The organism is Curtobacterium sp. AB7 (assembly GCF_044909335.1).
Taxonomy (GTDB): domain Bacteria; phylum Actinomycetota; class Actinomycetes; order Actinomycetales; family Microbacteriaceae; genus Curtobacterium.
Genome location: NZ_JBIYED010000014.1, coordinates 44,741 through 65,896, shown reverse-complemented (window position 1 = coordinate 65,896; position 21,156 = coordinate 44,741). Strand labels below are relative to the sequence as shown.

17 protein-coding genes and 1 pseudogene are annotated in these 21,156 nt (G+C 64.6%); 3 read left to right on the top strand and 15 right to left on the bottom strand.

Features of this window, described 5'->3' with window-relative positions:
* Nucleotides 1-517: 517 nt before the first annotated feature.
* From ABH929_RS18110 to ABH929_RS18100, 3 genes are all read right to left on the bottom strand, one after another.
* A complete protein-coding gene (locus ABH929_RS18110) occupies nucleotides 518-907 on the bottom strand; it encodes a helix-turn-helix domain-containing protein (protein ID WP_404562165.1) in 390 nt (129 codons plus the stop codon).
* A 21-nt stretch (nucleotides 908-928) separates the two neighbouring features.
* A complete protein-coding gene (locus ABH929_RS18105; RefSeq protein WP_404562164.1) occupies nucleotides 929-1,141 on the bottom strand; it encodes a hypothetical protein in 213 nt (70 codons plus the stop codon).
* 440 nt (nucleotides 1,142-1,581) lie between these two features.
* Nucleotides 1,582-2,613 (bottom strand): YhcG family protein, encoded by a 1,032-nt coding sequence (locus tag ABH929_RS18100; RefSeq protein WP_404562235.1) that lies wholly within the window; start codon nucleotides 2,611-2,613, stop codon nucleotides 1,582-1,584.
* A 106-nt stretch (nucleotides 2,614-2,719) separates the two neighbouring features.
* Here ABH929_RS18100 and ABH929_RS18095 point away from each other — a divergent pair, with 106 nt between their 5' ends.
* Nucleotides 2,720-3,061: an Lsr2 family protein gene (locus ABH929_RS18095; protein WP_404562234.1), complete on the top strand. Its 342-nt coding sequence runs from the start codon at nucleotides 2,720-2,722 to the stop codon at nucleotides 3,059-3,061.
* Nucleotides 3,062-3,119: 58 nt separating this feature from the next.
* Nucleotides 3,120-3,545, top strand: a complete 426-nt coding sequence (locus ABH929_RS18090) for an aromatic ring-opening dioxygenase LigA (protein WP_404562233.1) — start codon at nucleotides 3,120-3,122, stop codon at nucleotides 3,543-3,545.
* An 82-nt stretch (nucleotides 3,546-3,627) separates the two neighbouring features.
* Here the strand turns inward: ABH929_RS18090 and ABH929_RS18085 are convergent, their stop codons facing one another.
* The 8 genes and pseudogenes from ABH929_RS18085 to ABH929_RS18050 all read right to left on the bottom strand — a co-directional run bounded on the left by ABH929_RS18085 (nucleotide 3,628) and on the right by ABH929_RS18050 (nucleotide 14,151).
* Entirely contained in the window at nucleotides 3,628-4,533 is a 906-nt protein-coding gene (locus tag ABH929_RS18085) for a helicase associated domain-containing protein (RefSeq protein WP_404562232.1), read from the bottom strand.
* A gap of 582 nt (nucleotides 4,534-5,115) precedes the next feature.
* The gene (locus ABH929_RS18080; RefSeq protein ID WP_404562230.1) at nucleotides 5,116-5,781 is read right to left on the bottom strand and encodes a Type 1 glutamine amidotransferase-like domain-containing protein; all 666 of its coding nucleotides are present in this window, start codon (nucleotides 5,779-5,781) and stop codon (nucleotides 5,116-5,118) included.
* Nucleotides 5,782-5,999: 218 nt separating this feature from the next.
* On the bottom strand, nucleotides 6,000-7,958 hold the full coding sequence (locus ABH929_RS18075; protein ID WP_404562229.1) for a serine hydrolase domain-containing protein: 1,959 nt from the start codon (nucleotides 7,956-7,958) through the stop codon (nucleotides 6,000-6,002).
* A gap of 206 nt (nucleotides 7,959-8,164) precedes the next feature.
* Nucleotides 8,165-8,323: pseudogene (locus ABH929_RS18070) on the bottom strand (IS30 family transposase); the annotation flags it as partial.
* Nucleotides 8,324-8,503: 180 nt separating this feature from the next.
* Nucleotides 8,504-10,204 (bottom strand): DUF4041 domain-containing protein, encoded by a 1,701-nt coding sequence (locus tag ABH929_RS18065; protein WP_404562228.1) that lies wholly within the window; start codon nucleotides 10,202-10,204, stop codon nucleotides 8,504-8,506.
* A gap of 132 nt (nucleotides 10,205-10,336) precedes the next feature.
* Nucleotides 10,337-11,692 carry a hypothetical protein gene (locus tag ABH929_RS18060; protein WP_404562227.1) on the bottom strand — a complete coding sequence of 452 codons (1,356 nt, stop codon included), beginning with the start codon at nucleotides 11,690-11,692 and terminating at the stop codon, nucleotides 10,337-10,339.
* A gap of 248 nt (nucleotides 11,693-11,940) precedes the next feature.
* Nucleotides 11,941-12,798: a 3-hydroxyacyl-CoA dehydrogenase gene (locus tag ABH929_RS18055; RefSeq protein WP_404562226.1), complete on the bottom strand. Its 858-nt coding sequence runs from the start codon at nucleotides 12,796-12,798 to the stop codon at nucleotides 11,941-11,943.
* 762 nt (nucleotides 12,799-13,560) lie between these two features.
* On the bottom strand, nucleotides 13,561-14,151 hold the full coding sequence (locus ABH929_RS18050) for a recombinase family protein (RefSeq protein ID WP_404562225.1): 591 nt from the start codon (nucleotides 14,149-14,151) through the stop codon (nucleotides 13,561-13,563).
* Between the two features lie 545 nt (nucleotides 14,152-14,696).
* Between ABH929_RS18050 and ABH929_RS18045 the strand changes: the two genes are divergently transcribed.
* Entirely contained in the window at nucleotides 14,697-16,034 is a 1,338-nt protein-coding gene (locus ABH929_RS18045) for a hypothetical protein (protein ID WP_404562224.1), read from the top strand.
* A 147-nt stretch (nucleotides 16,035-16,181) separates the two neighbouring features.
* Here the strand turns inward: ABH929_RS18045 and ABH929_RS18040 are convergent, their stop codons facing one another.
* The 4 genes from ABH929_RS18040 to ABH929_RS18025 form a co-directional block, all read right to left on the bottom strand.
* Nucleotides 16,182-16,409 carry a PLDc N-terminal domain-containing protein gene (locus tag ABH929_RS18040; protein WP_404562223.1) on the bottom strand — a complete coding sequence of 76 codons (228 nt, stop codon included), beginning with the start codon at nucleotides 16,407-16,409 and terminating at the stop codon, nucleotides 16,182-16,184.
* Between the two features lie 93 nt (nucleotides 16,410-16,502).
* Complete coding sequence (locus ABH929_RS18035; protein ID WP_404562222.1) at nucleotides 16,503-19,028, bottom strand: hypothetical protein; 2,526 nt, start codon at nucleotides 19,026-19,028, stop codon at nucleotides 16,503-16,505.
* Between the two features lie 948 nt (nucleotides 19,029-19,976).
* Nucleotides 19,977-20,132, bottom strand: coding sequence for a hypothetical protein (locus tag ABH929_RS18030; protein ID WP_404562221.1), 156 nt, complete (start codon nucleotides 20,130-20,132; stop codon nucleotides 19,977-19,979).
* A gap of 188 nt (nucleotides 20,133-20,320) precedes the next feature.
* A complete protein-coding gene (locus tag ABH929_RS18025) occupies nucleotides 20,321-21,091 on the bottom strand; it encodes a ParA family protein (protein ID WP_404562219.1) in 771 nt (256 codons plus the stop codon).
* Nucleotides 21,092-21,156: the final 65 nt, after the last annotated feature.

Genomic DNA, 21,156 nt, shown 5'->3' with positions numbered 1-21,156 from the left:
GGCAGGAACGGCAAGTCTCTCGAACGGGAAACGAGTGTCACGCAAGCATCACTGCCGCGGAGCGCTCCGCACAGCATAGGGCCGACCCATCACCGGCGGAACCCTCTGTCCAGTTCCCCGGAAGAGGTTCGGGATGTCGGCCACGCACCACACGCCACCGACATCCCGCACACGCCACATCCTGACCCGAACAGGGGGCGCACCATCAACGATGCGACCACGCGCATGTCCTGACAAGTCGGCACTACAGAGGACCCCGCTTCGGCGACGGACCGAACGGGGCATGCCTGGCCGCCACCCGAAGGCGGCCAGACATCCCGGAGCGACACCACACAAACGCGGTTTCAGCTGCGGAGCAGATACCCGAACCTGCTCATGAACAGAGTCAAACAGCCCTCACCACGCGCATCCATCCCCAAAACAGGGGGAACGGTCGTTCTCTCGCACCGGACTCGACGCGACACTGGTCTGCGTATCCGTCCCGGCAGCCCCAACTCCAGGGCACTCGCTGGAGCCATCAAGCCAGCAGTGAGGCGCGGGCGGCGTGTGCGGTCTCCGACGGTGTCTCACCGTACTGGCCCCGGTAGTAGGCGGAGAACCGGCCGAAGTGCGCAATCCCACTCGCCGCCGCAGCCGTTCCGACCGGCTGATACGGGTTCGCGAGGATCATCTGTCGTGCCCGGTGCAACCGCAGCACCCGGACTACGAGGGAGGGCGGCATCCCCAGATCCCGCTGGAACGCTTCCTGCAGGCCCCGTTTGCTGTAGCCGCTCGCCGCCGCGATCTCCGGCGCTGTCAGCCGCCCCCGATACCGCGACCCGATACATTCCAACGCTCGAGCCACCGCCGGCTTCTGCGCGCCAACATCGATCCCGATCGCTGCAAGCTCGTCTGACGACGTCGACATGAACCGACCGTAGACCCACGGTCACGGATCGAGGAAGCGTCCCCCGAGGACGGCCGCCGCAGCCGGCACGGTTTGCTCGAGGCGGTAGAACGCGCCGACCTCGGTTTCACCGTCGACATCGGTGAGGAAAAACGCTCCGTTCTCGAGAATCACCCGGCCGACGATCCGGTCCGTCAGGCTCTCGATGATGTCCCACTCCGTCTCCGACCGACCCCGCAACCTCAACGCGTTCACACCAACACCCCATCCCTGCCCAGCCGCGCTCTCGGGAACCGGAACAGCATGATGCTCACACACCGTCAACGCCCACCCCGACGGCCCCACCGCGTGCGGACGAAACGACACCGCAACCACGCCCGGAAGCCGGCAATCATGCCAAGCACACCGCACCTCCCAGAGCACTCCCGTGACCACCGACCCACCCACACTCCCCGTCACGTACGACATCGCACGTCCCTGACGGACCGTAACGCGCCGCGAGCACTCGGAGCCAACCCGGCAGCACCACACCGACCGAACCGGATACGCCACCACCACCCGTCCCCACCCTCGAGCAACACCGCCCGAAAGCCGATCCGCTACCGCACAGCCCACGGCCAAGTCGAGCTCCTGTGAGAATCCGGGGTTCCCTTCGTGAGACACCGCGGGGAGGCTTCTGGTGCACGCGCTCCTTATCAGGGATCGAGGGTGTCGGTCTCCGTCGTCAGTGCGGCTGCGAGGTCGGCTTCCGAAGGCAGAGCAGCCCGGACCGCGGGTGGGAGGAGGTCGTAGCTGGCGACACCGATCGGGGTCTGGTGCGCGCCGAGGGAGTACCGGACGACGGCGTCGTTCTTGTCCGCGACCAGCAGCAAGCCGACCGTGTCGGCGTGCTGGGGTCGGCGGAGCTTGTCGTCGACGAGCGCGACGTAGAAGCCGAGCTGGCCGAGGAACTCCGGCTTGAACTTCCCGGTCTTGAGTTCAATCACCACGTACCGGAGCTGCTCGACGTGGAAGAACAACAGGTCGACGTAGAAGTCGTCCCCGTCGACGTCGAAGTGCACCTGCCGGCCCACGAACGCAAAGCCCTCGCCGAGCTCGCGGAGGGTGTCGATGATCCGGTCGACAAGGGCCTGCTCGAGGTGGCGTTCCTTCGCATCGCCGTCGAGGGCGAGGAAGTCCAACACGTACGGGTCCTTCGTGATCTGCTGCGCCAGATCCGAGTCCCCCGGCGGGAGGACCTCGGCGAAGTTCGTCGGCGCCGCCTGCAGCCGCGTGTGTGCGTCAGAGCGGATCTGATGTTCGAGGACGTTCCGCGACCACCCGTGCGTGGCAGCCTGGGCGGCGTACCAGTTCCGGAGCTTGTGGTCGTCGAGCCGGTCGAGGAGGACGGTGATGTGCCCCCAGGGCAGTTGTCCAACAGGCTGTTGGACAACTGCATCCGCCGGCCACTCCCCCGCGAACCGGCGCATGTAGAACAGGTTCGCCCGCGAGAAGCCCTTCATCTCCGGGAACTCCGCGCGCAGATCCGTCGCGAGCCGGCCAATGACGTTGCTCCCCCACCCCTCGTCGCCTTGGCGCTGCAGGATCGTCGCACCGATCCCCCAGTAGAGGCGAATCAGTTCCGTGTTGACGCGGCGCTGTGCCGTGAAGCGGGCATCGCGCACTTGCTGCTTCAGCTCGGCAAGAGCAGCCGTATACCCGGACACAACCGGCAACGAATCAGACATCACCACCCAGTCTGCCCGACCTACCGCAGCAAGAACCACGAACAAAGCGTTCTACTGATCAGCTATGCCAGGGTGGAGATGACCCCAAGCGAAAGGCGACCTCATCATGGCTCAGAAAGTCACCACGCACCTCGTCGACGACCTCACCGGCGCCACCATCGAAGACGGCACCGGCAAAACCGTGCAGTTCTCGTTCGACGGTGCCCACTACGAGATCGACCTCTCCGACGACAACGCCGACGCGCTCCGCGAAGCGCTCTCCGACTATGTCGCCGCCGCACGCAAGGTGACGGGGCGCAGTGGGCGTGGCAGCTCGAGCAGCAAGCCGCGCAGCAACCCCGACGAGCTCGCCAAGATCCGCGAATGGGCCACCGCGAACGGCCACGACGTCTCCTCCCGTGGCCGGATCAGCCAAGCCGTCCGCGACGCCTACACCGCCGCCCACTAGCACCCTCAGCGCCCGCAACGGGTGGCACTTGTCCGACACCGCAGAAGGAACTCCTCGTATGACTCGCTCTCGCCGTCAACACGTCCGCACCGTTCGGAACATCGGCACCATCGGTATCCTCGCCGGCGGCATCCTCAGCACCACCGGCGCCGTCGTGTGGGGCCTGATCTCCGCCGAGCTCACCGCGCAGAAGATCACCGTCTCCCCCGACAGCAAGCTCCTCCCCGAACGCCCCGTTCGCGGCCCCCTCACCGCCTACGCGCAAGCCGAGATCATCAACACGCACGCAACCGCGATCAGCGACGGGAAAACCTTCGCCGAACTCCCCCAAAACGACCCGAACCGGCCCGTCATCATGAACGCATCGTTCCTGCGGGCATCCCTGTTCACCTCCGTGGTCTCGTTCGGCACCGCCGCATTCGCCATCGGCCTCGGCCTCGTCACCTCCCTGTTCGGCATCGCCCTCCGCCGCCTCGGGAAGTAACCCCTCCTCGGCACAGCCCACGGTCGGATCGTCATCCACGTGACGATCCGGCCCCATCATTTTCAATGCCGCTACGGCGCAGTTATGTCAATGTGCTCCCGGGCGGGCAGCTCCAAGCGCGATTCCATGCGTTGAGCTGCGTGACCCGGTCGGTAGCGATCCGGTGGTCCCGGTGAAGTTGACGCTGACGGATCAGCCACCGCCCGATCGCAATCCCGTCACTGTCGACAACGCGCGCAGCGGGCAGCTGTCCCGCGTGCTGCGTCGACCAGGCCTGGACACGGCGCAGCATCTGGGCGAAGTGCGCATCCTCGCGGCGCTGCCGCGCGGGGTCATCTGCCGGGAGGCGGAGCCGCCACACCATCCCGAGCCGTTCGAGCTGCTCCACCCGGGCCGCCAGCAGCGCACCCGTGCGGTATTCGACGCGGCGGGAGTCCACCCACCGCCCCAGCTGCAATCCGTCCGCGGTTGTGAACCAGTGCGGCACCGCCAGGTCCCCGTGATCACGGCTGTACTGCGTCAACGCTGCAACGCCGGCATCCCAAGCGGCGTCGCGGTCACGCACCTGCCAAACGAACCCGAGATCCACCAACTCCGGCCACAACCGAACCGTGTTCACCGGATCCTTCGCCCATTGCCGACGTCGGGACTGCACCCACGTCCCTAATGGGAACCCGTCCGCGGTCGTGAACACGTGCGGGACTAACCCATGTCCCTCTGTGCACTGGAATGCCGCGAACGCCGCGATACCAGTGGTGCGTTCCGACAACGACCAGCGCATCCCGACTGCCTCGAGTCGTTCTCGCCGGTCCGCCGGCAATTTGCCCGCGGCCGCCAACGACCGCTGCCGATGAACCCACGCTCCTAGAGACGCTCCCGCGCCGCGGCAGAACGACCGCGGGATGTCGACGTGCCCGTACTCATCACGGAACGACACCAGCGCCGCGAACATGCTCTCCCACCGCACCGCCAGCACGTCGACGCTCACGCTCACCATTGTGCCGACCCACGAACGCAAGCGACGATAGCCACATGCTCCAGCCTGCACCCGGTCGACGCTAGGCCTCCGCTGGAATCGGCAGCCTCTATGCCGGCAAGCACTACATCTACAACGCCGCCGACCTGCACCTGACCGTCACGAGCCTCGAGCCATACCGCGACAAGGTCGCGCAGACGACGATTGAGCACTACGTCGACGCGGTCGATCGAGCCCGGGATCTGCTGGAGGTCAACATTCGGCTGGTTGGGCTCGGTGGCTCGCCTTCCGGCGTTTTCGTTCGGGGCTTCGACGACGAAACGCTGCTTCCGATCCGACGAAAGATGCGTCAGGCAGCAGCGGACCTACACGACGGCGTCGCGCCGCCGATGGCGTTCGTTCGAGACACCGCACACATCTCCATCAGCGTCCACCGGGAAGAAGTCCCCGAACCCCGGGCGGCCGAATACGTCCAACGACACAGGCACACTGGGTTCGGCGACATCACCGAAGCCAAGGTTGCGCTCGCGCGATATCGAGCTACAAGTCACTCGATGAGCGTCGAAGTCGTTCACACCGTCCGATAGCCGATCCTCAACCGGGACAAGGGCCGGTCAGCCGACAGCGGTCAGATCGGATGACGCTCAGTCGCCCGCTGTCCATGAGCAGAGCCTGGTCATCGTTGAGTGGGGTCAGGGCGTAGGAGCCACGGTATGTGTCGAGGGTCTTCTGGATGAGTTCCGGTGGGTACAGGGGCAGGAGGCCGTCCGCGTGCGGGATGACCGTCTGGTCGATCAGCGCGAGTCCGGCGTAGTCGGTGAGCGCGGGCCCATCAGCAGGATCATCGATCAAGGATGCTGGGGTTACGTCGGGTCCGGCGATGATCGAGCCGGCGCTTGCACCGATGTACGGCAGACCGGCCCGAACGCGCTCGACCAGCGCGGCGGCGTTCCCACTCTCACGCAGCGCTTCCAGGAGGGCAAAGGTACTTCCGCTGGCCACATACACGGCGTCGACGTCCTCGAGGATCTGGTCGAACCGGTGGGTCACGGTTCCTCGTGCTGTGACGGGGACGATGTGGCCTGCAAGCTCCTCGAGGGCTGCACGTTCCGCTTCGACAAACGCAGCGCCCGCGAACGATTGCTGCGCGTCGTCGATATAGGCGATTCGAAACCCATCGAGCGGCGCCTTTGCGCGGTTCGATCCGATCAGGAAGGGCAGGATCGCCCCGGTGTTACGAGATAGCAGGAGGATCCTCACGGAACGTGACCCTAGAGAGGCCCACCGACACCGTTGCTTGCTGCGGAAGAGGGGCGCCCGTCTGCGAAGCGTGCCCAAGTGCTGCGGCCCTGTCTCAATAGCCGATCAGCTATCGAGGTGCGCCCCGTGTTCGTCGCACACGCTGACAGGTTGCCTCTGTCGGCGGCATGGGGAGATGCAACGGCCTTGAGGCCGACGGCTGGCGGTGCTGCCGCGTGTCAGTAGGAGATGTTGGGGAGCAGAAGCCCACCGGTTACAGCGGCGTAGCCGAGACCGATGAACGCGAGCACCAACAGCGCGTGCCCGGTGACCGCGACGACCTGCCGGAGACGCAGAGGCGCCCCACCCCCGGCAGCCCGCGCAGCGGGCGCACGCCGCACCCGCCAGAAGAGCACCACCGTCGCCGGCAACACCCCGGCCATGGCGACGGCCGTCAGGACCTGCGCTGATCGCACCACGAACGCAGCAGGTGGTCCGGCGTCGTTGAGCAAGGCGCCCGCGACCGAGGCCCAGAGCACGCCGGCGGCAACGAGGGCCACCAGCGAGACGGCGACTCCGGCTCGGCTAATCGTGTTCACGCGCGACGGGAGCGATCCAACCGGCCGGCGCCCGGACCACAGCCGACGTACGACCGCGACGACGGTGCCCACCAGCGCCAGCAGCAGCACGGCCAGGGATGCGAAGAGCACGAGGGGCAGCACCTGCCGCGTCATCGGCATCGGTTGCAGGGTGAAGGCGGGGTTCAGCCCGACGGCCTGGACGGCACCGTCGACCTGGTCGACGGCCACTCGCCGGTCGCCGTCGACCTCCTGCCAGACCCACGGCTCGACCTCAACGAACTCCACCGGGGCCCCGGACGTGTCCGTGAGGGCCGAGATCGACACGGAGTCGCCGCGACCACGGGAGATGTCCACCGCCGACAGGGCGTAGAAGAGCCGGAGGAAGGTCGTCTCCGCGCGCCGCGACACCTGGTAGCTGCCCACGAGGGCATCGGCGTGTTCTGCGGCGGTCTCCGTGGCAGTCACCGCCGTCGTCTCCGTGGTGTCGGCCGGGAACCACCGGTCGGCGAACCCCTGCACGAGGGCTTCGCGTACGGCGGTCGTGGCATCGCCTCGTGCCCCCGTGCTGTTGAGGGAGACGTAGATGCCGGCATCGTCGTCGGGCCAGAGGTCCATTTGGGCGTGGAACGCCGTGAGGTCGCCGCCGTGGCCGAGGACCCGATGTCCGTTCCGGTCCTCCTCGAATAGGCCGAGCGTCATGCGCGGCCCGGCAGCGAGCCCACCGAGGTCGTCGCGCCCGAGGGCAGGGGCGTGCATCTCCTCGAGGGTCTGCGGGGTCAGCATGTCGTCTGCGTGGCCGAGCTGGGCGAGCATGAACGCGCTCATGTCCGATGCCGTAGCCGACACGGCGCCGGCGGGTGCTGGCGAGACGATCTCGAAGGGCACCGCCGCAGCTCCGGCGGCGTCCCAGCCCCCGGAGACCACGGCGGCGTCGTCGGCGGTTAGGGGCTGGTCCAGCGTCGCTGACTTCATCTGGGCGGGGTCGAACACCCGCTCCTGCACGAGGTCGGCCCACGGGCGCCCGGTGACCTGCTCGGCGACGTAAGCCGCGACCCCGTTCGACCAGTTCGAGTACGCGGGGGTCGTGCCGGGTTCGAAGATCTGCTCGGGCGGGTCGACGGCCACCGCGTCCCGCAGCGACGTCGGGCCTTCCCCTGGGCCGGCGATCACGCCGGTCAGCTCGTCCTCGAAGCCCGCGGTGTGGGTCAGCAGGTGCCGCAGGGTCACGGGACGGTCGAACGACCGGGGCAGGGTGACGTCAATGCTGTCCTGCACGGGCTCGTCCAGGTCGAGAACCCCCTCCTCGACGAGCGACATGACGACGGTCGCCGTGACGACCTTTGAAACCGACCCGATGCGGAAGAGGGTGCGGTCAGGGTCGACAGGACGTCGCTCCGACCGATCGTCGCCGAGGTCGGACCAGCCCCAGCCACGTTCGGTGACGACCTCCCCGTCACTGACGACGGCGACGGTTGCGCCGACGATGCCCTCCCGCTCCAAAGCGGCCGGGACCAGACCGTCAAGCCACGCGTCCGCATCGGCGGTGGTGAGCTCGGAGTGCCGCCCACCGTCAGGTGGGACGACGGAGGCGCGTGGGGCGGTCGCGCAGGAGGCCATGAGGAGGCAGGAGACCAGTGACGAGACGACGCCCCCTACTGTCCGAAGGCGGGCAGACATCACGGGCGTCCTCCTGGGCGCGAGGTAGTGCGGACGGGGCGTCACACCTCGATGAGCCTATCGGTCTACGACGAAGCCTCAGGTACAGGACGGCACTCCAGCTGCACGCGAAACAGCCCTGCCCGTCTCGATAGCCGGTGGCGGTTTCAAGGGGTCGTTGCAACGGGTGGTTGTTTCGGGTCCGAGAGTAGCTGCTCGAAGGCTTCTGCTGGGGTCCGGTAGCCGAGCGTTTTGCGGGGTCGCCTGTTGAGTTCGGCGGCGACTTCGAGGAGCCGTTCCGGGCTGTGGACGCTGAGGATGTCTCCTCACGTGGCCGTATCAGTCAGGCCGTCCGTGACGCGTACGACGCCACACATTGACGCCACTCCCCCAGGCACAGAACGGCCGGCCACCACTCGGGTGGCCGGCTGTTCTCGTCCATGGCCGATACCGCGCTCTTATGTCAGCTGGCGTGGGCATGCCTCGCTGAATGCGCCTCAGCCAAGTCAGTCTTCGGCTGACGCGACGGATCCCACGTACGACAACGATCCGCCGCTCGGAGGCGCTGGTGTGAGAGTGTCAGCCGCCAGCTCGCTTGTCCGGAACTCTTCCGCGACGGGTTCCACGGTGTACTCGACCACCTCGACTGCATGGCTCTTGAGGGCGTCGAGCACTTCGGCCGGCGTGACGTAGAAGAACTCGCGTCGGAGGTTCACCTTGTTCACCCGCTGGTTCGCGAATGTCTGGTGCAGCATCGTCTCCACTCCGACGGCGTCGTCAGCGAAGAACAACGCGTGCACGTCGAAGCGGAACGGCACTGACGCGTCGCCGAGTTCGATGACCCGGTCCATTGGTTTCAGGCGCCGCGTCATGCCGATCTTCACCATGCGTTCCCCGAACGCCCCGACGTTGGAGATCACGTACACGTAGCCCGCTCGGACATTTGCTGCTCGATAGTCGACATCGGTGATGGCGCGGTCGACGTCCTCGAGCCGCGCTTGGACGCGAGCGGCACCTTCCGCGTCGCCGTTTGCCTGCAAGGCAGCGAGGGTGGAGAGGTAGTGCTGGCGTTCCTTCTCGAGCCGGTCGTGCTCGGCTTGCAGTTCAGCGGCGGCACGCTGCTGCTCGCGGAGTTCTGCTCGACGTTCTCGCTCGCGCTCCTTTTCCGCCTGCACCGTCTGGAGGTGCTCGTTGGCGAGGGCGATCTCCTCAAGTCGCATCTGGTGGTAGCTCGGTTCGATGCGAAGATCGATCATGGTGCCGCTCTTCGCGATCTGCTCCGCTGCCTTGCTGAGCCGCGTCTGCGCGACGTGCAAGTTGCCAGCTCGAGTGGCCTTGATGGCGTTCTCCGCTTCCGCGTTGTAGGCACGCAGCAGCACCTTCGCCATGTCCGTCATGAACTTCCGACCCTGTGCTTCGGAGTTGTTGAACGTGAACCGTGGCGCCGTCGTCACCGCGCGCTTGTCGCGAACCGCGTTCTTGATGCGGTAGCGCAGCGCCTCCAACTTCGACGCAAGCTCCGTCGACGACGCAGCTGGGTTCTCGAAGTCAAAGAGCCCGACCGCCTGGAGTTCAACCGCGGCGGTCAAGTCGACCAGCTCTGCTCTTCGGGCACTGATGCCCGCGTTGATCTCGTCGCTCGTCGCGCGTGCCGCCTGAGCTTGCTGTTCAGCGGCACGAACGCGGTCCTCAGCGGTCCGAACCGCTTGCTCGCTCTTGAGGCGCTCGGCCGCCTGCTCAGCGGCGAACCGTTCGCGCGCGTCGGCCTGTCCCTTCTCCCACAGCTCGCGCGCTTCCGATTGCTCAGCCTCGAACTCCGCTCGAAGGGCGGCGAGCTGACCCTCTTGCTCGGCACGGTACGCATCGACATCATCGAACGCGCGCATCTGGTAGCGGGCGACAACCGCCTCACCCGCCTCGATCCGGGCTTCGGCGGCACGCAAACGCTCTCGCGCCTCTCGCTTCGACAACTTCTCGACCGGCTTGTTCTGCGCCGCAGGGACGGCCGTGAGCGGCGGCTGCTCCGCTGCTCGGGCGGCACGTCGCGTTTGCGGAGCGGCCGCCCCGCGGACGTCCGAAGGTCGACCACCGCGATCAGCTGGCGCCGACTTCTTGAGCTGCACATGCTCGGTCCACCTCTGGCCATCCCAGTAGCGGACAAACCGCGGATCCTTATCGTCGTACCAACCGGCAGGTGCTGCTGACATTGCTTCAGCTTACGACCCGACCTCGCTTCGACACCCCTGTAGGCGCACGCGTCCCGACGCTGACGGGTGAGTTCGCCCGACCAGACAGCCGATACCGACCTCCCATGTCAGACCACGAGCACTCTCCCGCCGTCACGACCCTTCGAAAATATCCAGTGGCGTGCTTTCAGCAAGATCATTCTGGATGGTCTCATCTGGATCATCCCAAGGCCACGTGTGCTCGCCGTACTTTCTGAAAAACAGAAAGGAACGATCGACCAACTGAACCCGTTTGCCAACTCGATGGTAGGTCAACACGGGCGGGCTCACTTTAATCTTAACCTGCAGCTGATCCACACGTTCCAACGCCTGTGTTAGATCGCTACCTCGGATCCCCTGTCCGTCAGCTTTGATACTCGCGAGCAGTTCTCGGGAATCAATGCCGTCTCCCAGCAAGCTGACGTCATCACTTGCGGTGAATGCACGAAGCAGGTGGAGATAGACAACTAAGCCCTCGGGCATACGACGCATACCTCGAACAAAGTTGGCGGCGAACGTCTCGAACCGGCCTGCCATTTGTTCAGCAACAGAACGGCGCGCCTCAGTCAATGAGGAATCTACGCCGATGACTGCGCCATCGGGGAGGTTGTCAACGTCATTGATGGCACAAATTTGAGCAGCCAATCGGTGCACTAGCCCAACATTACCATAGGCATCCTTCACAATCGCGTCGATCAACTCCGACGTGAACTCGACTCGTAGCGCGGCCGACCCGCGCTGCAGCACCTCGGTGAGGTTCTCGTCACTCCACGACAAGTGAATGTCATCGACACGCCCATCCAGGTCGCCATTGAAGTACGTCAGGAGATGGCTCTGTGCCCAGACTCCAATGACGACCAAATGACAGCCGTACTCCCCGAGAGCCTTCATCCAATATGCAAAGACGTGCTGCTGATCCTCTGGGAGATAATGGAAGTCCTCGATGACAAAACGCTTACCGGACCGGTTTATAGCCTCGGCTACCCAATTTAAGTTTGCGACAGTTTGAGCCAGGAACTGTTCTTCGAGTTCCGAGGAGCGTTCTCCAGCACCTTTCGCCGCGAGTTGCCCTGTCGCTTCACCTTTACCGATCAACGGAATCCCGAGCGCCGCTTTGGCGGCCGCGGTGATTTGAACTTCCCCCGACAGAGCACCGGCAGTCGTCCGTGACAGCCGAGCAGTGACTCCTAGTTGCGAGAGAGCCTCTTCAAGCAGGGACTCTGCCGTCGACGTGATCGTGCTCTGCACAATCAAAGACTCTTCGAAGGCCAAGCCGCGTTTACGAAGCCACGTCTTACCTTGTTTGCTCCCGCCATGGACACTTACGTGCCTGTTTGCGTTTAGCCCGTCCTGAAACTTCTTATCCAGCTTACCGCGATCGACGTAAGCGGGCGTTTGGTTCCCGACGCCAATGCCGAACACTTCATTTACTTGGAAACGACGCACGCTTTCCCCCTTGGCCAACATCAAGCTAACAGGTCCTTTGGCGCTTCGCACGGGATGGCGCCACGAGTGTCGAAACGCCCTCAGATCAAGATGTGGGGCGCGGCGACGGGATGCGATGGGGTATGCCCTAACGCCGCACGGGGTCGTTGGGCTGTCCGCGTGGTTCTGGGGTGGGCTCCGGACCTTGAGCAACAGGTCTGTACACGGGTCTAAAGGTTCCGCATCAGTGCCCGCGCCATTCATGAGCCCAGATTCGGGAAGCCGCGGTTCGTTCAGCGGTATCGGTAGAACCCCTCACCGGATTCGACTCCGTACTTGCCCTTGTCGAGGTACTCCGACTGGAGGTACGCAGCCCACGCCTGAGCGCCCTCGTCCGGTGAGGCGCTAGCGATGGCGTGGGCTGTCCGCAGGCCGACGATGTCAAAGATCTGGAAGGGTCCGACCGGTGCGCCGGTGCCGATCCGCCAGGTCGTGTCCACGGTCTCCGGGTCGGCGACGCCGCGTGCAACAAGCTGGGATGCTGCGTCGAGGAGTGGGACGAGGAGGGAGTTGAGGACGTAGCCGGGCTGCTCTTTCCGGACTCGGATCGGCACCATGCCGATCTCTTCAGCGAAGGCCGCGACTCGCTCGTACACAGCAGGGTCGGTCTGCTCAGTTCCCATCACTTCGGCGGTGTTCTGCCGCCAGATGTGGTTGGCGAAGTGCAAGGCGAGGAACCGGTCCGGGCGCCCTGTTGCGTCGGCGATCGCGCTCGGCAGCAGCGTCGATGAGTTCGTGGCGAACACGGTCTTCTCGGGCGCGACTGCCGCGAGCTGCTGATACACCTCCCGTTTGAGGTCAACGCGCTCCGGGACAGCTTCGATCACCAGGCCCGCATGGGCGACCGCCGCCGCGAGATCCGTCGCGAACGCGATCCCTGCCGCAGCGTCCGTCGCGGCCGCGCGGTGGTCCTCACCGACGTCAGCGACGTACTGCTCAACGATCGCGTCCAAGCGCTGCCGTCCCGCGGCGACGGCATCATCATTGATGTCGTAAATGGTGACCGGGACGCCGTGCGTGGCGGTCTGGAACGCGATCTGGGATCCGAGGACACCGGCACCAAGGACGGTCACCGCACTGAAAGTCGTCATGTCAGCCAGTGTCGCACCGCAATCGGAGAACACCACCGGACGCGGGCAGCAAGATCACGGCACACAGAACCCGATTAGCGATCGAAGCACCGAACTCCGGCCACGGCCTTGGAGCATCCGACCGGCTCCGAAAGACCAGCCGACACCGCGCTCTTTTGTCAGCACCGCCACGCGTGCACACCTTGGCGTGAACTTTCGTCAACCGATATGTGAGTTACCCGCAGATCGACGGATCAGGGCACAGTAGGTACCGGTGGACCTGTTCGGGTCAGGGCCACCACCGAGGTGCCGGTGCACCCCAAGCGCACCGGCACCTCCCACCCACACAGCCCCGGCCCCCGTCAGACGGGACCGTCGACTGGTTCCTCCTACCGGCGATTTTCCATGTCCATCACCCCGTCCGTAGACCGTGATCCCGGAAGCGCAGCATTCCGCCCATCCGATCGGAACCATTGACAGGTCCTCGGACGCGGGCGCATGGTCCCCCTGGGAGCAAGATGGTGGTCGCGATCAGGCATCATCTTGCTTCTGCGAGATATTCCTCTTGCAGCGAGGGCGTCTACTTCGGGTTCGGGTCTGAGCAGACGCCCTCGCGCTACGACGCCGTCGGGTTCGACGCAATGGTCATGACGAGGCCAGCCCGGTAACAGGGGGTCGGGCTCCCGCAGCTAGGGACCACGGGGCAGCAAACGCGAGACTACGTCACCCGGTTACGGGCCACCAGGACCCCGCTGCAATCAGCCACCCTTCTGCGAGCACCGGTTATTTATCCGCCGACGCTGCAACCTGCGCTTGATGCCGATACAGCGTTGCCCGTGACCAACCGACCAGGTTCGCAGCGTCAGCCGCGGTGTGCCCGGCAGCGCGGGCCTCGTTCACGATTGACAGCTTCCGACCAATCACCGCAGGGTCCGACGGCGGCCGGCCGAACCTGGTCCCCGACTCACGTGCCGCCGCGATACCAGCGGTGACGCGCTCGACGATGAGCTCACGTTCGTACTCCGCCAACGTCGCCATCAGATTCAACATCAGCCGCCCCGTCGACGTCGCCGGATCAATCCCATCCGACACACTCCGCACACCGATACCCCGCTCCCCCAACATCGCCACCGTGCTCAACACGTCCACCAACGACCGACCGAGTCGATCGACCCGCCACACCACCACCGTGTCGCCGGCCGTCGCGTGCTCGAGCAGACGCCCCATCCCCGGACGCGCTGCAGCTTCCTTCCGACCTGACGTCACATCGGCGAAGATGTCCCGCTCCTGCACCCCAGCCGCAACCAACGCATCCACCTGCAACGTTGCATCCTGTGCTCCAGTACTGATACGCGTATACCCGAGAAGCCTCACCCGCCAAGTGTCTCAGAAAACCCCACAACCACCTACCGAATCACCATCAACGTCGAGACGACTTTCCGAGACAACCAGAACTCGCCGAAACACTGGACTCGCTCGAGCCGCCGACTGTCTCACCGTCGCGTCTCGAAAACCTATAGGTTTCCGAGCCTGGCGCTGGTGTGGGGCATCGACCGTCGCATCCGCGAGACCCGCTCCCTGGTCAAGGACCACCGGAAGCTGCCGTCCGTCCGCAAGAACTCCCATTCGTAGCCGACTTGATGCTTTGGGTTCGCGGCTGAACACTCGACCACTCGCCGACATCGCAGCCGGGGCTCGAATGTGACCTCCCATACGCTGGCGCGTGTGCATGCTGACGTGAAGCGAGACACTCGCGGAACGCCCGATGGGTCATCGCCGGTGGAGCCACCCTTATCGGCACGCTCATCACCCTGATCGCAATCACCCACCGCACGATCTGGCTGGATGAGACGGCGACCATCGCCGCGTCGACCCGGTCGTGGGACGCACTGCAGGATCTGATCGGCCGGATCGATCTGGTGCACGCCGTGTACTACGTCGGCATGCACGTCTGGTTCGACGTCGTCGGGTACAGCCCCTTCACTCTCCGCTTCCCTTCCGCGGTGGCGATAGGACTGGCAGGCGGGCTTGTCGTTCTCCTCGCCGAGCGGCTGTTCTCCCTCGCCACGGCAACGATCTCCGCGATCATCCTGCCGCTGCTGCCCGTCGTCGCCTCCGCCGGCACCTCCGGACGCTCCCCAGCGTTCGAGCTCCTGCTGGCGGTACTTACCACGGTGCTGCTTGTCCACGCCCTGGACTCCACCGACGCGCGGAAACCCCCGCTGCTCATCACGCTCTGGTGGCTGTTGTACGCGGTGTTCGCGTACCTGTCCGTGTTGGTGTTCCTGTGGGCGGCGCTCATCGTTGCCGCGCACGCTCTGACGGTCTTCGTCCGCTTCCTGTTCGCACCCAAGCGACGGTGGATAGGTCTCGCCGCCGCCGCGTGGACGATCGTCATCCTTGGTGTCGCGACGGTGCCGTTCGTGCGCGCAGCGATGCCGCAATCTCGACAGATCGGATGGCTGCAGGCCCCATCGCTGCACGGCGCCATCGAGAACGCATGGCGGCTTCAGTTCTTCGACTTCCCCCTCGTTGCCACCACCAAGTCCTTCGTGACCGCAGTCGCCCTCGTCTCGTGGCTCCTGGTCCTGCTCGGCGTCGCATTCGCGCTCCGACGCCGCACGGAAGCTTTGGTCGTGCTGTTGCCATGGCTGATCCTGCCCACCGTGGCGCTGCTCGCTGCGTCGTACTTCTACAAGCCGGTCTACGTCGGCCGCTACGTCACATACTCCGCGCCGGCACTCGCGATCCTCATCGCCGCCGGCATCGTTGCCCTCCTGCCCTACGCAAAGGGCATCATCAGCGGGCTGCTCCTGATCGCGTTTGTCCTCCCCGCCGGGCAGGTGTGGTGGAGCATCCGGTACGCGTCCCCGAAGACCACCGATCTCGCCACCGCCGCGCAGGAGCTCACCGACGCGCGGCAAGACGAGCGGGGACCAGCCGGGCTCATCCTCGGCAAGATGCGCCGCCCCGCCGACCAGCTGACAATCGCTTACCCGTCATCCGTAGAGAGGCTGAAGGACCTCTGGACAAAGACGAGCGCGGCCGACATGAACTACTTCTTCGCACGCATGCACGGCGCCGTGAACGCGGCGAAGGAGACCGACGGGCTGCGCACCGTCTGGTACGTCGGCGACAACCCCGCCGAACTCGACCAGGTCACGACGGTCCTCAACAAGGACGGCTTCAAGGCGCACAACCCGCTCACCTACGGGGGTGCCGGCGAACATAACTTCATCATCGAGTTCACGCGCTAACGCATCAAATCGGCTCCCGTCAGCGACGACCCAAGATGTCTAGGAGCTATTCGAGCAAAGCGAAAGGGCGAGAACCACTATGTGGATCTCGCCCTTTGCCAGATCTGTTCAGAAGAGCAGACCGGACAGCGCTTTGGTCATGTGCCGCTAGATGGTTGAACCTGCGCGAGCGCGGCGGAGGAGCGAAACGACCACCCAGCAAATGAACCACGCGACGGCGCCGAGGATTGGGAACAGAACCACCAGAGCAGTCCAAGCGATCTTGGCGAGAGCGCCAAAGCCGCTCCGCCAAACCTGAATCAGCGCGATGACATCAAGGATGATCACGACTGCGGTGATCCACCAGGTACTACCCGTCATGGTGTATTCGAACACTTGGTTCTCCTTCGTGAGCCCCCAGTGGAGGCATCCTTGCTGTACTTGGGAGGGGGCAGGGACGGCACAGGCCTGACCTGCCCCCTGCGGATTCTAGTAGGTCGTTGCGGTCTTCGTTACGCGGATACCGAAGGCTCCCTGCCCCACCTGACCGAGCTTGAGGATGTCAGCCTTGAAGCTAACCTCAGCCCAAGCGGGGCCAGCGGAACTCTGCGTCTTCCGCTTGATGCCACCCCAAACACTGCAGCCGCCAATCCAGTTGTGGCAGGTCTTCTGACGAACGTCGCGGACCTTTGCCTTGCCCTTCGAGCTCGTCTGGTAGTCAAGGATGAAGAACGCATTGCTGTACGGGTCTCGGATTTCGACCTTGCAGTTGACCTTCCAACCTGCCGAAGACTTGCATCCAGACAGGGCGGGCTTTGCGTAGCGGGCCTGCACCCCTTGGGGCGAGACTACTTCCGCAGAAGCCTCGGTGACAGAGGATCGCGAACCGTCAGCAAAGACCTTCGTCGTGGTCGTTTGGCCATCTTCGCTGGTCTCGGCGAGGGTCTGCACGGGTACGGCGTCCGGGTCGGATGAGTCGAGCGCCTGACCGGTGCTGATCTTCTGGATCAGGCTGTCCTGGTCGCTCGAGGCAATACCGAGCTGGGACATCTGGTCTCGGATGCCGTTGATCTGGTCGCTGGTGAGCGCAGCAGCCTGATCATTGATCGTGACTCGTTGCGCCCCGGTGACGACCGAAGCCTGGGTACCGAACCAGTCGGTCGAGCCCCGAACCGCAGCGGTCCAGTAGTAGGTTCCACCATCGACGAGAACGCCGTTAGGGACGGTGGTTCCAGTTGCGCTTTGTGAACTCGTCCAGAGGGGGCTGGACATATCAGCGTTAGAAGAGACTGTGTACACAACCGCAGCGTCATCGAAGAACGTGGCCCCATCACCGGGGAGCGCAAGCAGCGAAAGCGGCAACGTGGACGTAGCGGCAGGAGCCGGAGTCAGCGCGAGCGGGGTCTTTGACCAGTCACCGAATCCGAGCGAGTACGAGTTTTCGTTGACTACGTTTTCAGCCTGGTCGACCAGCGTGGCGTAGATGTCGTTCTCACCCGCCACAGGAGCGAACTTCACGGCGGTACGGGTCGAACTGGACGCCGAGAGTGGCACATCCTGGATACCAGCAGGAGTCGAGATCTCGACGTACTCGCCAGTGCCGGTGGCGGGCGGCGCAACCACGGTGCAGGTCACGCTAGCCGGAGTCGCACCAGTCCAGGAGCCATCGGTGTAGGGGGCGGGACAAGTGATCGCCGCAACACTCGGATCTGAGTACCACCCCTGGACATCAATGAGGTAATTAGTAGCGGATGCGACGTTGTTCAGGCTGATCTTGCCGTTGCTTCCAAGGGGGACGGTGACCGTGTTGGTACGGATCTCGCCAGCGCGGAAGTTGATCGAGGTGGTGTCGGGCTTGGCAGCGCCGTCCGCCCAGACGGCTGCACGGCCATCACTGCCGGCGTGATACGCCGTGAGGGTGAGGACAACAGCATTGATCCCGGACCCCATAACGGGAAGCCCCGCCTTGCCGCTGATCTGAATTGAACGCGTCTCGTTCGCGGCGAGGGCTGCTTCGCCACTTGCGGTCGAGTTGTACACGCGTCCGATACCAGGGGTGAAGGTGGCACCTGCGGTGCCTGCAGCGGTGAAGTATCCCTGCAGGTCGACTACGAGGTTCGCAGTGCCCGAGGGATTAGCGATCGTCATCTTGCCTGACGAAGACAGCTGCACCTGCGCCTGGATCGACGTGTTCGTCGACGGCGCGTAGTGCAGGGAATTCTTCGGGACGGTACCACCAGTTGGGTACGGGGTGAGGTAACCGTCGGTAGTACCGGTGCTGATCGGCACGAGGTTCACGACCGCTGCGGATGCATTCGCGGGGACGCCATTCTGTCCGGCAACCTGCACGTCGATGCTGCTGCCGGGCGTGAGGACGGCCTTGGGCGCGCCGAGTCCGCTTCGGGTGTCGACGATCCGTTTCCCTGCGACCGGAACGAACCCGCCTGCAGCGGTGCCGTCCTCCCCACTGGTGTAGTAACCCTGGACGTCGAGGATGAGTCGCGACGCGGTCTCGGTCGCGACCTGAATCGTGCCGTCCGAGTTCACCGCGACGATGGCCGAGTTTGAGACGTATTCGCCAGTGTTGTCGTTGTAGACCAGCATCATCGTCCGCGACGTGTCCGCGTTTGGTCGGCCGAACAGTGTGCCGTTGTCGGCGGTACCGCCGACCGTGGCGTTCAACGACACAGCGCCCACCGAGCCGTCGTCGGGGATCCCCGCGAGACCGGCGATCTTGATGGTGCGGTACTTCCCAGCTTCCATCGGCGTGCTGTAGCCGCCGACGCCGTTCTTGGTGTCGAGAACACGTCCAGTGGCCGGAACGAATACGCCGCCGGTTCCGGTGTCGTTGATGGCCTGCGCCGGTGTGGCGACAAGGAGTGATCCAACAAGTGCGAGCGCGCCGAGTGTCGCAGCAGCGATGCTGCGCTTCCTCGTGCGCGGAGCGTGCAGCAGTGTGCGCACAAAACCCCCTACGTGATCGACAGCACGGGTTGCTGTCAGCTCACGCAGCATATGAGGAAGCTGAGTGGTTGTACCCGACCCCCAAACGGGGCGGATAGGAAAAGCCCAGATGAGAGGGGCTCCACCCGCAATGGCCTTGATGGATACTCAGACAAGCGTCACGCCTACGCGACCCTCGACGGCCGGCGGCCGGCGGCCGCGTCAACGACGTGCGGCCTGATGAGCGACCGATCATCACGCGAAGGCCAAGTGGATAGCCCTTCTAGAAGCGCGAACGCCGGCCCGATTGCCGGTCGGCTACCGAGGCGACCGGAGCTCGTCGAGCTGTTCGGCATCGGCCGCGCCACCGTGTATCGATCTCTTGACCGGCACCCCGTCACCACGGTTCCGCATCTCACCCTCCCCCGCGTCGACGAGTAGAACACGGCCCCTGCGCCGACATCATCAGGTCGTCGTCGGTCACATAGTCGACGACTCCGTCGCTTTCCACAGGTGAACGCTGCTCTTTACATGACCCGAGTGCACGTCCGGATCGGCATGTACATGCGGATCCGAACCTACGCCCCCTGCATCGACTGGGCGAAATCATCCTCGCGTGAACAAAAGTCCCCGCTGGACACGACGGCTGCCCGTAGAATGGGACAGTGCCCAGCCGGGTACATGAAACGGCCCCCCTGATTCAACGTGTTAGCGCACGTTGGGGAGGCCGGATCAATTCGCGTAATTTTATCAAGTAAAGGATTCCGAAGTGGGAAAACTTACCGGACATCTCAATCGTACAGCTGACTGTACGGGCCTGTCCAACGCCGGACGTAGCCGCGGCGCGTATGGGAGTGCCGTAGTCGTGTTCTCGTACGCGTGTCTCGTACACGAACTGCAACCAGTACTGCTCGCAGTCCTAAACGGTGTGGGCCTGGCGTAAGCAGACGGAGAACGGGCGGGACAACCACTGGTTATCCCGCCCGTTCTGTTGGATCACCGCTCGGAGGGCTCGCACTACTACCGGCCCGCAGGCAGGGTCCCGTACTGCTGGCCGTACTTCTCGCGGATCGCCTCTTCGACGACGTTGCGGATCGTCCCCTCACCGCTGTCGACCGCTGCGTCGATCAGGTCCTGCACGTCGAGGGCGAGGCGGGTACTGAACGGGACCGTCACCTCACGCCGAGGGCGACCGCGGCGCGGTGCCGGCGGAGCGCTGCTCGTTGGCAACGGTGCCGGACTGGGGGTCACCGTCGGAGCGGTATCAGGCTGACGGTAGTCGACCGGGTCGACACGTTCGTCTGCGGCAGCTTGAGGTCGGCGCCGGGTCCTGAGGTCGCCAGGACGCTCTGGTTTTTGGTCGCTCATCGAATCACCTGATCCACGATGGCGGTGTACGCGTCGAGCACTGGTGCACCCTTCCTATAGTTGCCGTACCACTCACCCGTGAGACGTACTTCCTGCACGATCGCTCGTTCTGGGACGAGGGGCACCAAGAGCATGCCTGTGTCGCGGAGCTCGTCGATGCTCGCCACGGCCGGTCGGGACATGATCGTCTCCCGGACCCCCCCGACGACGATGCCAGCCTCGGTCAACGTCACAGGAGCGCCGATGCGCTCTCGACTGTGTCGGAACTGTTGCACGGTCTTCCGGGCGCCGTTGAACCCATCGACGCCGTCGTTCGTCGCGGTAGCGGCGTAGACGACGGTGTCGGCAGCGTTGAGGGCCGCCAGGGTCAACGGGCCACCCTGGCGGTTGGGGCAGTCGATGACCACAAGATCAGCCTGCACGCCCTCGAGCGACATGCGAAGGCGGAGCTCGGCATGATCGGCCCGGTCAGCCTCGCGGTTCGACACGTTACGCGCGCTCGGCAGGACACGGAGGTTCGGCGACCAGGCGGTAGACACCGCCAGGTCTTCAGCCCACCCCTCCGGCTCCTCATTACCGAGGATCGCACCAACGTGCAGCCCCTCCCCCGATGGTTCAACGTCGAGCCACTTCGTCGAAGCCGCCCGCGGATCCAAGTCGACAAGGAGCGTCCTGAAACCTCGTTCTGCAGCGATCATCGCGATGGACACTGCGGTCGTCGTCTTCGACACACCACCGGACTCGCTGTAAACCATGACTGTCTGCACGAAAGAAATCATGTCAGCATGCAAGCTGTCTGTCAAGCAATATTGCATGCTTGCATTCATGCATG